Source organism: Flavobacterium sp., from assembly GCF_017985075.1.
In the GTDB taxonomy this organism is placed as follows: domain Bacteria; phylum Bacteroidota; class Bacteroidia; order Flavobacteriales; family Flavobacteriaceae; genus Flavobacterium.
In genome coordinates, this window is sequence record NZ_JAGNYF010000002.1 from 68,440 (window position 1) to 80,960 (window position 12,521).

The following is a 12,521-nucleotide window of genomic DNA, read 5'->3' on the forward strand; positions in this document are numbered from 1 at the left end:
TAAAAAAGCTATTTTCATTTGAAAGTAGCTTTTTTTATTTTATTTTTGTTCCAACAATAATGAAAATCATATCATTATTTACCAAATTCAATGAGTTTTTTTAAAAAAATATTTTCATCTAACAAAAGTGAACCTGTAATTACAGAACAGGAAAAGCAGCAATTAGACAAAGGATTAGAGAAAACAAAAACTTCTTTCTTTTCTAAACTAACCAAAGCTGTTGCAGGAAAATCTAAAGTAGATGATGAGGTTTTAGATAATTTAGAAGAAGTACTTATTTCTTCAGATGTGGGTGTAAATACCACTTTAAAGATTATTCAGCGTATTGAAAAAAGAGTTTCTCAAGATAAATATTTAGGTACAGATGAGTTAAATATTATATTAAGAGAAGAAATTGGTTCGTTGTTATCTGAGACCAATTCTGGAAACGAATCCGAATTCACCATTCCAAAAGATGTTAAACCTTATGTAATTATGGTTGTTGGTGTTAATGGAGTAGGAAAAACAACTACTATTGGTAAATTAGCTCATCAATTTAAAAAAGCAGGATTTAAGGTTGTTTTGGGTGCTGCAGATACATTTAGAGCTGCTGCTATCGATCAATTGCAAATTTGGGCGGATAGAGTAGATGTACCAATGATAAGACAGCAAATGGGTTCTGATCCTGCTTCTGTTGCTTTTGATACGTTACAATCTGCCGTAGCACAAAATGCGGATATTGTTATTATTGATACTGCTGGGCGTTTACATAATAAAGTGGGTTTAATGAATGAATTGACCAAAGTAAAAAATGTAATGCAAAAAGTAGTTCCAAATACACCAAACGATGTTATGTTGGTTCTTGACGGTTCAACAGGGCAAAATGCTTTTGAACAAGCCAAACAATTTACTGCAGCCACTGAAGTGTCTTGTTTAGCAGTAACCAAATTAGATGGTACTGCAAAAGGTGGTGTAGTTATCGGTATTTCAGATCAATTTCAAATTCCAGTTAAATATATTGGAGTAGGTGAAGGTATTGAAGATTTACAAGTCTTCAATAAAACTGAGTTTGTGGATTCTTTCTTTAATTAATTTTTTACATTATGATTAATTTTTTTAAAAATATAACCAATTCAAAATTGTTATTTATAGCTTTAATTTCTGCTGTTTTAGCATTTCCTTTTGATTTAAAGTTTTTAGGGTTTATGCAAAGTGAAAGTATTTTTATGTCATTACGACTACTTTCTTTTGTATTGTTTATGTATGTAGCTATTAAAGTGATTAATGGTAAAACAAAAAAGCCAACGGGAAAGAATAAGTTTTAAAATTTTTATTTTAATCAGAATAACTTCTTTTATCTGTTTTAAAATAGATTACATAAAATATGTTATAAATAAAAAGCCCAATTTCAATTGAAATTGGGCTTTTAAATGTATACTAATTTAGAAATTACTTCGCAATATTTACCGCTCGAGTTTCTCTAATTACAGTTACTTTAACTTGACCAGGATACGTCATTTCAGTTTGAATTTTATGTGAAATTTCAAATGATAATGTAGCAGCTAAATCGTCTGAAACTTTCTCACTTTCTACTAAAACACGTAATTCTCTACCTGCTTGAATAGCATATGCGTTTTTAACACCAGGGAAGCTATAAGCTACTTCTTCTAAGTCTTTTAAACGTTGGATATAAGAATCTAATACTTGACGACGCGCGCCTGGTCTTGCTCCAGAAATTGCATCACACACTTGAATAATTGGAGAAATTAAATATTTCATTTCAATTTCATCGTGGTGGGCTCCAATAGCATTACATACTTCTTCTTTTTCACCATATTTCTCAGCCCATTGCATTCCTAAAATAGCGTGAGGCAATTCACTTTCAGTATCTGGTACTTTTCCAATATCGTGTAATAAACCAGCTCTTTTCGCTAATTTTACGTTTAGCCCTAATTCTGCAGCCATTAAACCACATAATTTAGAAACTTCTCTTGAGTGTTGTAATAGGTTTTGTCCGTATGAAGAACGGTATTTCATTCTACCTACAATTTTAATCAATTCTGGGTGTAAACCGTGAATTCCTAAATCGATAACGGTACGTTTTCCTACTTCAATGATTTCTTCTTCAATTTGTTTTTTCGTTTTCTCAACAACTTCTTCAATACGAGCTGGGTGAATACGACCATCTGTAACTAATTTATGAAGTGCCAAACGTGCAATTTCTCTTCTTACAGGATCAAAACAAGATAGGATAATAGCTTCTGGTGTATCATCAACAATGATTTCAACGCCTGTTGCTGCTTCAATAGCTCTAATGTTTCTTCCTTCTCTACCAATAATTCTACCTTTTACATCATCAGATTCAATATTGAAAACAGATACACAATTTTCAACTGCTTCTTCTGTTCCAACTCGCTGAATCGTACTAATAATGATTTTTTTAGCTTCTTGTTGCGCTTGCATTTTGGCTTCTTCAATAGTTTCTTGAATGTGCGCCATTGCATTGGTTTTGGCTTCTGCTTTTAAACTTTCAACCAATTGGTTTCTTGCATCGTCTGCAGACAAACCAGAAATAACCTCAAGTTGTTCAATTTGACTTTTGTGTAATTTGTCAACTTCTTGTGATTTTTTCTCTAAGTTTTCAATTTTGTTGGTGTATTCTACAATTTTAGCTTCTGCTTCATCGTTTATTTTCTTGGCTTTTGCCAATTCACTCGAAACTTGCGATTCTTTATCTCTTGTTCTTTTTTCGGCTTCTGCCATTTTTTTGTCTTTAGACAAAATTTCGTTTTCGTGTTCTAATTTTAATTCTAAAAATCGCTCTTTAGCTTGTAACAGCTTATTTCTTTTTTCAGTTTCAGCTTCTGCTTTCGCATCTCTTAAAATTGAACTCGCCTCTTTTTTAGCGTTTTTAATAAGATTTGAAACATTGCTTTTTTCTAAAAATTTAGCAATTGCAAATCCTATAGCCAATCCGACGATTCCAATTAGTATACTTGTTAATTCCATAGTTAGGTTTTGTTTAATAAAAAAGCCCACATTAGGTGTTTGAATAAACTCGATTCAGACAGGATTTGAGCTAAAACGATGTTCAAGGATTTCCGATAAATCGGAACGTGCTTTAGTATCGCAAATTCACTCATTTAATAGTTAGTGTTGAGTTTATCAAATATTTACTAATGTGGGCAGTACTTTAGTGTTTTGTATGAACGTTTTTCTTATTTTGAAAGTAAACCTTCTATTTTTTCGTCGAGTTTTTTTAATCTCTCAAATGCTTCTACGGTATCTGTAGAAGTATCAATTTGGGTTTGTTCTATTTGAGAAGCAAATTGTAAGGCGCACATTGCCAATACATCTTGTTTATCTCTTACTGCATAGTTGGCTTCAAATTTTTTAATTGTAGCATCAATTTTTTTAGATGCGGTTCGTAGACCTTCCTCCTGAGTAGTTTCCACTGTTAATGGGTATACTCGGTCTGCAATTGAAATTTTTATTTTTAACTTTTCTGTCATAATTATTCAGAAAGTTGTGCTATACAATAGTCGATTTCTCTAATCAACGAATTTATTTTCAGTTTTGTTTCTTTCTTGTATTCTTCACTGCCCAGAAGAGAATTTGTTATTTTTAAGCTTTCCAACTCATGTTTTAAAGAGATGATATTCTTATTTTCTTGTTGAGCGTTTTGTTTTAAAGCGCTTAATTCGTTAGATAAACTTTCGTTCAATTGCTCTAAATTCTCTATTTTTTTAGATAATTTAAAGAATTTTACTTCTAAGGAATCAATAATTTTCGACAATTCACTCATTACAACTCAATTCTTTTCTTGATTTTACAAATTTAAAACTTCAAACTCGAAATCCAATACTTTTTTTCAAAAAAAAATAAAGTTTTTTTATTCCGTAATTGTTTGTTAGTTTTCTTCAAGTTTTTTACTCTTGATGAAATCTAAAATTAGAGTTGCAATTAATTTCCCCGTTAAATGGTTATTGTTCGATATATCTAAGTCAGGTGCCCCTTCACAAATATGTAAATAACTGGCAAGTTCTTCTTTTCCAGCTAAATGAATAAAATGTCTGGCTTTTTCAACACTAAAACCGCTAAGAGTCATAGCACTACTATGAATGTTAGGTAGTGCATCTAAATCAAGTTCTACTCCAAATGGTGTATTTGAAATAAATTTTATTGCCTGGTTGATTTCTGTAGTAAAACTTTTGGTTTTTCGTACCGCTATTTCTTCATAAGTTACATATTTTACTCTTTCTTCAATAGTTTTTAAAGTATTAAAGACACTTTTTGATACAAAATTTTCATGTAAACCGAAGATAAAATATTTTTTCAAGAAGCCTTCTTCAAAAGCATATGTAAAACCATTTCCACTATGACGACCTTCCATAATTCGAAAATCGGTATGAGCATCAAAATTAATAGCATTTACAGGCATTCCTTTTGCTAGGGCTAGTCCTTTTATGTTTCCGTAGGCATTGTTATGGCCGCCTCCAATAATAATTGGAATTTTATTAGCTTTAATAATTGTGCTAATTACAAAAGAAACATCTTTATCTATATTTTCTACTAATTGAAATAGTTTTTTTCGATCTTCTTTGTTTTGAGTGTCTAAATTTTTGGAAATTTCCATTTCTTTAGAAAAATTTATTTCACCTAAAACAAGTAATTCGTTGCCTTTGCAAAATTTATTATGTTGAAAGTTTACTAAGCTTTTTAACGTGCTTTCAAAAGCTGAAGCAGCGCCAGTTCTGCCCAAATTAGCTTTAATTCCAATATCTTCGGGTAAACCAATTAAAACAAATTTTGCTTCGGAAAGTGTTATAAATTCAATCCAATTTTCTTCAGTTGGAACTGTTATTATTTTTTCTCCAAACTTTATTTCGCCACTTCTATGTTGCGTAATTTTAGCTATATCTCTAGAACTGAATACGTTTAATTTATCCATTTTGTGTTTTAAAAGTGTTTTCAAATATAATATTTTAAAGATACATTACGTTATATAGTAATAGAAATAAATAAAATTTTATTTTTGTGTGAAATTTAAATAAAATCAAATTAAAAATGGAGTTAAATCAATCAAATTCTAGAAATTCAGGATTAAAAGTTGTTGTATTAATCTTAGTCTTATTGTTAATGGGAACATTAGCTTATGTATACAAATTACAACAAGATAAAGATGCAGTGGATTCAAGTTTGTCTAAAACACTTACTGAAAAAGAAAAATTTCAAGCAGAATTGGAATCTAAAATTGCAGAATATGATGTTGCCATTGCGGATAATACTGCTTTGAAAGGAGAATTGGAAGAAGAACAAGCTAAGATAATGGAATTGTTGGAGAAAATTAAAAAATCTGACGGAAGTGTAGCTGAATTGTCTAAATATAAAACGCAATACGTAAAACTAAAACGCGAAATGGATAATTTAATTGCCGAAAACAATGTTTTGAAAGAAAATAATTCTAAGCTAACTAAAAACTTAGATAGTACTAATGTTGTATTAACAAATGCAAAAACAGTAAATGATACGTTAGTGGCTAAAAATCAAAATTTGTCTAAGACAGTTGAAAAAGCACAACGATTATCGGTTTTAAATTTAACCACTTTAGCGGTAAAACAAAAAAGTTCTGGAAAACAAATCAATACAGATAAAGCCAGTAAAGCAGATGTATTAAAAATAGGATTTACTATTGCTGAAAATCAGGTTGCGAAAACGGGTGACAGAACGTATTATGTTCAAGTAATTGATAGCAAAAACAATGTGTTAGGTGAAAAGAAAACAGAAACATTTGGAACAACATATTTACCATATAGTTTTCAGAAAACTATTAAATATGAAAACAAAACAGTTCAGGTTCAAGAAGATTTATCTGTAAAAAATATTTCATCAGGTACTTATTTTGTTAATGTTTTTGATAAAAAAGGAGAATTGGTTTCAAAAAGCAGTTTTCAATTAAAGTAATAGAAATTAGTTTTTAGTAAAATACTTAAAAACGAATTATAAAAAAACGCTTCAAATATTTGAAGCGTTTTTTTTTATTCTGTTGTATTTGTAGATTCTTTAAATTTTTCATTTACTTTTTTCCAGTTAATAACATTAAAGAACGCATTAACATAGTCTTTTCTTTTGTTTTGATATTTAATATAGTAGGCGTGTTCCCATACATCTAAAGCCAAAATAGGTGTTCCCTTTTTTTCTGCATTCGGCATTAATGGATTATCTTGGTTAGCTGTTGTTGTGATGACTAATTTCCCTGAATTATCTTTTATAAGCCAAACCCAACCCGAGCCAAATAATTTTGTAGCACTTTCTGAAAATTCATTTTTAAATGAGTCAAAGGATCCAAAATCTTTGTTTATGGCTTCTAAAACTTCGTCAGTTGCATCGCCATTGTTAACGCTTAATATTTCAAAAAATAAATTGTGATTGTAATATCCACCAGCATTGTTTCTGATGTCTGATTTACTTGTATCTAATTTCTTTAGAATTTCTTCTATAGATTTTGAAGCCAAATCGGTTTCCTTTATAGCGGCATTAAGTTTATTACAATATGCTAATTGATGTTTAGAATAGTGTAACTCCATAGTAGCTGCATCAATAAAGGGTTCTAAACTATTGTAAGAATAAGGTAGACCATTCATTTTGAAAGCTCCTTCTTCATCTTCGGCTTGCACATCTGAAGGATTTCCTAAAGTGGTTTTTTCAACTTTTTCTGGTTCAGGAATGGTAACTTCTATAAGCTCTTTTTCTTTTTTACAATTAGTACTTAAAACGGAAATTAGAAGCAATACGAGTATTTTATTTTTCATGTTTAAGAATTTTATCTTTCTACAAAAATAAAAAAAGATACACATTACTGTCTATCTTTTAACATTTGATTTATAATTTCAATATATTTTTCTTTCGCTTCGTTGGCAGATAAATGTCTAACCTGCATCCAAGCGTTTTGTTTAAAAGCAGTAATAACTTCATCCGATTCATAGCCGTGATGACTATAGCTTATGTTCTCGGAAAGCGCTTGTTTGTAATAGGCATAGAGTACTAACTGTACATCTTGCGGTACAGAAGTTTTAGGAATTTTTTCATTGGCATTTTGAATCGCTTCCTTGAATTTTTCATCTAAAGATAATTCGCTCATTTATTTTTTCGAAATTATAGTTTTGTTTCCAATGGCTTTGTCTCCTAATTTTACATTTATAGGCGTTCCTATTGGAAAATATAAATCTACTCTTGAACCAAATTTAATAAAACCAGCATCATCACCTTGAATTACAGTCATACCTACTTCAGCATAGTTTACAATTCTTTTAGCTAATGCGCCAGCAATTTGACGATATAAAATATCTCCATATACTTTATTTTCAATAACAATTGTGGTACGTTCGTTCTCTTCACTTGCTTTAGGATGCCATGCCACTAAGAATTTCCCAGGGTGATATTTACTATATTTCACTATTCCGTTAACAGCATATCGAGTTACATGCACATTAATTGGTGACATAAAAATAGAAACCATTAATCTTTTGTCTTTGAAATATTCAGATTCGAATACTTCTTCAATTACTACAACTTTTCCATCAACGGGTGCCAATACATGATTGTCACTAATAGCAGCAATTCGAGTTGGGTTTCTGAAAAACTGAAGAATTAGTACTAAAAATCCTAAAAGGACTACTTGTAAAACTTTGCAAATTATAATGTTACTGTCGTGAAATAAATAGTCTACACCAAAAATACCTAAAACGGTAATTAAAGTTGAAATCAATATAATTTTAGCGCCTTCTGGATGAAACTTAAGCATAATAGAAATAAATTAAATATAATATATATAAAAATGGAATAACAAAAATAACACTATCTAAGCGGTCTAATATACCACCATGTCCGGGCATAATATTACCGCTATCTTTAACGCCGGCTTCTCTTTTAAATTTAGATTCAACTAAATCTCCAAGTGTACCAAATATTGAAATAATTAATGCACTAATAATCCACAAAGTTAAACTAAAAAAAGTATAAAATTGACTAATTAGTATAGAAGCTAATATTGTAAAAACGACTCCGCCAATAAAACCTTCAATTGTTTTTTTTGGAGAAACTCGTTCAAGTAATTTGTGTTTACCAATCGATTTCCCAACTAAATAAGCAAATGTATCATTACACCAAATCATAATAAATATAGCTAAAACAATTTCATATTTTGCTGGATTTATAAAGTTGGGTATGGAAAGTAATAATATAAAAGGCAATGTAATATAAAGGAAAAAATGACTGTGTTTTTTGTGGTATTTATGAAACGAAATGTTTTTAAATAAATTAAGTAAAAGCAAAGTATTAAATATAACACAACCTAAGGCTAAATAAATTAAATTAATTGGGGGTAACTGACTTAAAAAGAAAAGTATAGAAATTAAAATACCACCAATAGCAAATAAATAATATGATTTGTAGTGTGTCATTTTAGAAAATTCATAAATACTTAAACACATAAAAACAGTGAATAGTATATGAAATGTTATTGGTGAAAATAACGTACAGAAAACAAGTAATGCAATATAAACAGCACCACTGATAGCTCTTGTTACATTTTCAGTCATTTTATAAATCTTCTAGTAGAATTAAGTATAAGTTTTTGTGGCAACTTCCATAATGAAGAAAATCTTCTTCTTTTGTTTTTTCAAAATACTTAATGGCAGTAATGTTTGTAGGATATTCTTTATCGTATTTTGTTTTGATGTTTCTTAAACCATCGCCTTTTGTCATTAAAAGTTGGCTGGTTGAAGCATAAACAATAATATTTGTAGGTAATTCGTCTATTTTGAATTGTTTTAATTGTTTGGATGAAAATAAAATAGAACCTTCATCAGCAATTAAGTTTTCACAAGCAGTAAAAAAGAATGATGGGTTTGTTGCGTTTTTGTATTCTAATCTGTTTTCTTTAAGAAAATTAAATAATCTTGAATCAAAACATTGTACTTCATTTTCAAACCAATCGTTTTCTTCTAAAATATTTTCAAAGTTCTCATGAGCTTCTTCCATATTAGAACAATAAATAAATTTTCCGCCATTATTTTTAAAATTAATGGTAAATAATTCATCTACAGGCGTGTTTATGTCTGGTGCATATTGGCTTTTTTCGACGTTATTTTCCTGATTATCAGTCACGTCTTGATTGCCAAATATCTTTTTGAAAATATTCATTTTATATCTGTAACAATTCTTAAACACCAAATATAAAAAAATCTTAACTTAAAATCACTTTCAAGTTAAGATTTTTTATACAAAATATTGTTAATAACTTATTCAGTTACTATTTCTTCATCGGTTTCGGCAATAATTTCCGACATTGTTTCTGGTTTTTTGTCTTCAATATCGAAAGGTCTTTTTCCAAAAATAGTTTCTAAATCGTCTTTAAAAATAACTTCTTTATCAATTAAAACGGCTGCCAATTCCTCTAATTTAGTCCTGTTTTCTGTTAAAATAGATATGGCTCTTTGATATTGTTCTTCAATTAAACCTGAAATTTCAGCATCAATTACTTTTGCAGTATCATCTGAATAAGGTTTTGAAAAATTATAATCCGATTGTCCAGATGAATCGTAATATGTAATATTTCCAATTTTATCATTCAGACCATAAACAGTAACCATAGCACGAGCTTGTTTGGTTACTTTTTCTAAATCTGAAAGTGCACCTGTTGAAATTTTATCGAAAACTACTTTTTCAGCAGCTCTTCCACCCATTGTTGCACACATTTCGTCTAACATTTGTTCTGTCCTAACGATTTGTCTCTCTTCAGGTAAATACCATGCCGCACCTAAACTTTGTCCACGAGGTACGATAGTAACTTTTACTAAAGGCGCCGCGTGTTGTAACATCCAACTAACTGTAGCATGACCTGCTTCATGAATGGCAATGGCGTGTTTTTCTTCTTTTGTAATAATTTTATTTTTCTTTTCTAAACCACCAACAATTCTGTCAACAGCATCTAAAAAGTCTTGTTTGTCAACTGCTTTTTTGTTTTTTCTTGCTGCAACTAAGGCTGCTTCATTACATACATTGGCAATATCGGCACCAGAAAATCCAGGAGTTTGTTTCGCTAAAAATTCAGTGTCTAAAGTTTCTGCTTTTGTAATTGGTTTTAAATGTACTTCAAATATTTCCTTACGTTCTCTAATATCTGGTAAGTCCACATAAATTTGTCTGTCAAAACGTCCTGCGCGCATTAATGCTTTGTCTAAAACATCTGCTCTGTTTGTGGCAGCTAATACAATTACATTTGAATTGGTTCCAAAACCGTCCATTTCAGTTAGTAATTGATTTAGTGTATTTTCTCTTTCGTCGTTTCCGCCAGACATATTGTTTTTACCACGGGCTCTACCAACTGCATCAATTTCATCAATAAAAATGATTGCTGGGGCTTTTTCTTTGGCTTGTTTAAATAAATCTCTAACACGAGAGGCTCCAACTCCTACAAACATTTCTACAAAATCAGATCCTGATAATGAGAAGAAAGGCACGTTAGCTTCACCTGCAACGGCTTTTGCAAGTAAGGTTTTTCCAGTTCCTGGAGGTCCTACTAATAAGGCACCTTTTGGAATTTTACCACCAATACTTGTGAATTTTTCAGGTGTTTTAAGGAATTCTACAATTTCTTGAATTTCTTCTTTAGCACCTTCTAAACCGGCTACGTTTTCAAAAGTAACTTTTACATCATTTTTTTCATCAAATAGTTTTGCTTTCGATTTTCCAATGCTAAAAATTTGGCCCCCACCACCTGGGCCTCCAGCCATTCTTTTAGAAATGAAATAGAAAAATCCTATTATTAATATGAATGGTAATATGCCTACGAAGAGGTCTCCCCAGTTTCCTGTAGGTTGTATGTCGTAAGCAGAAATTAACTTATTTTTTTTCGCTTCTTTTAATTCATTTTGAAAAAGGTCTAAACTACCCACATCTTTTACTAAGTAATGCGGTCCTTTTTCTTTGGTTGCTTTTTTTAATTCTTCATCTTTAGAAGCAACGTATGCAGCTTTTTTTAAAGTTACTTCGGCTGTATTACCAGAAGTACTTGTTAAAATATCTACTTTTTCAATTTGGTTTTTACTTAACAAATCATAAAAAGAAGAAATAGAGGTCGATTTCGGATAATTCATATCTAAACCGCCATTAAAAAAGTTAATTAATAAAATAACAGAAATGGCTAAAATTGGAAAAAACCAAGGGCCAAGCTTTACTACCTTAATAATAGGTTTGTTTTTATTTTCGTTTTCTGACATAATGGGTTTAAAATTTATTTTCTATTGAAGTAATTTTAGCATCACCCCAAAGACTCTCAATATTATAATATTCTCTAATGTGTTTTTGAAATACGTGTACTACAATGCTAACATAATCCATTAATACCCATTCGCCAACATCTGTTCCTTCTATATGCCAAGGTTTGTCTTTTAGTTCTTTAGACACGCCTTTTTGTACCGAACCTACAATTGCGTTTACTTGCGTATTTGAATTTCCATTGCAAATTACAAAATAATCACAAACGCTATTGTCAATCCCTCTTAAATCAAGAATATCAATATCTAATCCTTTTACATCTTCAATTCCTTTGATGATACTTGATAGTAAATCATCTGTGCTAATATTTTTCGTCATCTATTATTTATTCGTTTTATGCAAAGGTATCATTTTTTGTCTTTATTTTTGTAACTTAAATTAAGTAATAATTAAATTTCTTATATGCATATTATCAAACTCAATGCCATTGATTCTACAAACAGTTATTTAAAAGAATTATCTGCCAAACAAACGGTGGCTAATTTTACAGTTGTGGTAGCAGAAAATCAAATTAATGGGCGAGGACAGCGTGGTGCAAATTGGGAAGTTGAAAAGGGTAAAAACCTAACATTCAGCGTCTTGATTAAAGATGTTTTGGTTAGTGCAGAGGAGGTTTTTAATTTAAATGTGCTAGTTGCAGTAAGTTTGTTTCAAACGTTTTTAAACATAAAAATTGAAAACTTAGCCATTAAATGGGCAAACGACATTTTGGCAGATAAAAAGAAAATTTGTGGTATTTTAATTGAAAATCAGTTTAAAAGTGCTTCGGAGATACTTTCAATTGTTGGGATTGGCATAAATGTGAATCAAGAACATTTTATTAATTTACCTCAAGCCAGTTCTCTAAAAAATAGTTCGGGAAAAGAATTTAATAAGGAAGAAGTATTGATGCTGTTTCTATCCCAATTTCAAAGTAATCTTGCTTTATATAAAAATGAAGGTGGTTCTTATTTTTGGAATTTGTACCATGAAAATTTATTTAAAAAAGATGTTCCAATGGCTTTTGAAAAAGCTGATAAAGTTAAATTTATGGGAATTATCAAACAAGTTTTACCAAATGGTTTGTTGGAATTAGAATTGGAAGACGACTCGTTACAATTATTTGATATCAAACAACTAAAAATGTTGTATTAAATAGTCATCTAAAAACAGGTATTAAATTTTGTTAAAATAGTAACACTTTATTTCTTATTCTGTACATT

The 12,521-nt window shown here is 30.1% G+C and carries 15 protein-coding genes; 4 read left to right on the forward strand and 11 right to left on the reverse strand.

Features of this window, described 5'->3' with window-relative positions:
• Nucleotides 1-90 precede the first annotated feature (90 nt).
• Both ftsY and KA468_RS01010 read left to right on the forward strand, forming a co-directional pair.
• On the forward strand, nucleotides 91-1,071 hold the full coding sequence (gene ftsY / locus KA468_RS01005) for a signal recognition particle-docking protein FtsY (protein ID WP_291241092.1): 981 nt from the start codon (nucleotides 91-93) through the stop codon (nucleotides 1,069-1,071).
• An 11-nt stretch (nucleotides 1,072-1,082) separates the two neighbouring features.
• A complete protein-coding gene (locus KA468_RS01010; protein ID WP_291241093.1) occupies nucleotides 1,083-1,304 on the forward strand; it encodes a hypothetical protein in 222 nt (73 codons plus the stop codon).
• Between the two features lie 124 nt (nucleotides 1,305-1,428).
• Here KA468_RS01010 and rny read toward each other — a convergent pair whose 3' ends face one another.
• The 4 genes from rny to KA468_RS01030 form a co-directional block, all read right to left on the reverse strand.
• Complete coding sequence (rny, locus tag KA468_RS01015) at nucleotides 1,429-2,988, reverse strand: ribonuclease Y (RefSeq protein ID WP_291241094.1); 1,560 nt, start codon at nucleotides 2,986-2,988, stop codon at nucleotides 1,429-1,431.
• 209 nt (nucleotides 2,989-3,197) lie between these two features.
• On the reverse strand, nucleotides 3,198-3,491 hold the full coding sequence (locus KA468_RS01020) for a cell division protein ZapA (protein WP_291241095.1): 294 nt from the start codon (nucleotides 3,489-3,491) through the stop codon (nucleotides 3,198-3,200).
• A gap of 2 nt (nucleotides 3,492-3,493) precedes the next feature.
• The gene (locus KA468_RS01025; protein ID WP_291241096.1) at nucleotides 3,494-3,784 is read right to left on the reverse strand and encodes a hypothetical protein; all 291 of its coding nucleotides are present in this window, start codon (nucleotides 3,782-3,784) and stop codon (nucleotides 3,494-3,496) included.
• A 105-nt stretch (nucleotides 3,785-3,889) separates the two neighbouring features.
• Nucleotides 3,890-4,930: a formimidoylglutamase gene (locus KA468_RS01030; RefSeq protein ID WP_291241130.1), complete on the reverse strand. Its 1,041-nt coding sequence runs from the start codon at nucleotides 4,928-4,930 to the stop codon at nucleotides 3,890-3,892.
• Between the two features lie 116 nt (nucleotides 4,931-5,046).
• On the opposite strand from KA468_RS01030, the gene KA468_RS01035 reads away from it, so the two are divergent.
• On the forward strand, nucleotides 5,047-5,943 hold the full coding sequence (locus KA468_RS01035) for a hypothetical protein (RefSeq protein ID WP_291241097.1): 897 nt from the start codon (nucleotides 5,047-5,049) through the stop codon (nucleotides 5,941-5,943).
• Nucleotides 5,944-6,017: 74 nt separating this feature from the next.
• On the opposite strand, the gene KA468_RS01040 is transcribed toward KA468_RS01035, so the two are convergent.
• The 7 genes from KA468_RS01040 to rsfS form a co-directional block, all read right to left on the reverse strand.
• Nucleotides 6,018-6,791 carry a superoxide dismutase gene (locus KA468_RS01040; protein ID WP_291241098.1) on the reverse strand — a complete coding sequence of 258 codons (774 nt, stop codon included), beginning with the start codon at nucleotides 6,789-6,791 and terminating at the stop codon, nucleotides 6,018-6,020.
• A 44-nt stretch (nucleotides 6,792-6,835) separates the two neighbouring features.
• A complete protein-coding gene (locus KA468_RS01045) occupies nucleotides 6,836-7,120 on the reverse strand; it encodes an acyl-CoA-binding protein (protein WP_291241099.1) in 285 nt (94 codons plus the stop codon).
• Entirely contained in the window at nucleotides 7,121-7,783 is a 663-nt protein-coding gene (locus tag KA468_RS01050) for a phosphatidylserine decarboxylase family protein (RefSeq protein WP_291241100.1), read from the reverse strand. It lies immediately after the preceding gene.
• Nucleotides 7,776-8,579 (reverse strand): phosphatidate cytidylyltransferase, encoded by an 804-nt coding sequence (locus tag KA468_RS01055; RefSeq protein ID WP_291241101.1) that lies wholly within the window; start codon nucleotides 8,577-8,579, stop codon nucleotides 7,776-7,778. Before KA468_RS01055 ends, KA468_RS01050 begins: the two co-directional genes overlap by 8 nt.
• Before the next feature lies 1 nt (nucleotide 8,580).
• Nucleotides 8,581-9,183 (reverse strand): lactate utilization protein B/C, encoded by a 603-nt coding sequence (locus KA468_RS01060; RefSeq protein ID WP_291241102.1) that lies wholly within the window; start codon nucleotides 9,181-9,183, stop codon nucleotides 8,581-8,583.
• Between the two features lie 98 nt (nucleotides 9,184-9,281).
• Nucleotides 9,282-11,261: an ATP-dependent zinc metalloprotease FtsH gene (gene ftsH / locus KA468_RS01065; RefSeq protein ID WP_291241103.1), complete on the reverse strand. Its 1,980-nt coding sequence runs from the start codon at nucleotides 11,259-11,261 to the stop codon at nucleotides 9,282-9,284.
• A 7-nt stretch (nucleotides 11,262-11,268) separates the two neighbouring features.
• Nucleotides 11,269-11,637 carry a ribosome silencing factor gene (rsfS, locus tag KA468_RS01070; protein WP_291241104.1) on the reverse strand — a complete coding sequence of 123 codons (369 nt, stop codon included), beginning with the start codon at nucleotides 11,635-11,637 and terminating at the stop codon, nucleotides 11,269-11,271.
• A gap of 84 nt (nucleotides 11,638-11,721) precedes the next feature.
• On the opposite strand from rsfS, the gene KA468_RS01075 reads away from it, so the two are divergent.
• Complete coding sequence (locus tag KA468_RS01075; RefSeq protein WP_291241105.1) at nucleotides 11,722-12,453, forward strand: biotin--[acetyl-CoA-carboxylase] ligase; 732 nt, start codon at nucleotides 11,722-11,724, stop codon at nucleotides 12,451-12,453.
• Nucleotides 12,454-12,521: the final 68 nt, after the last annotated feature.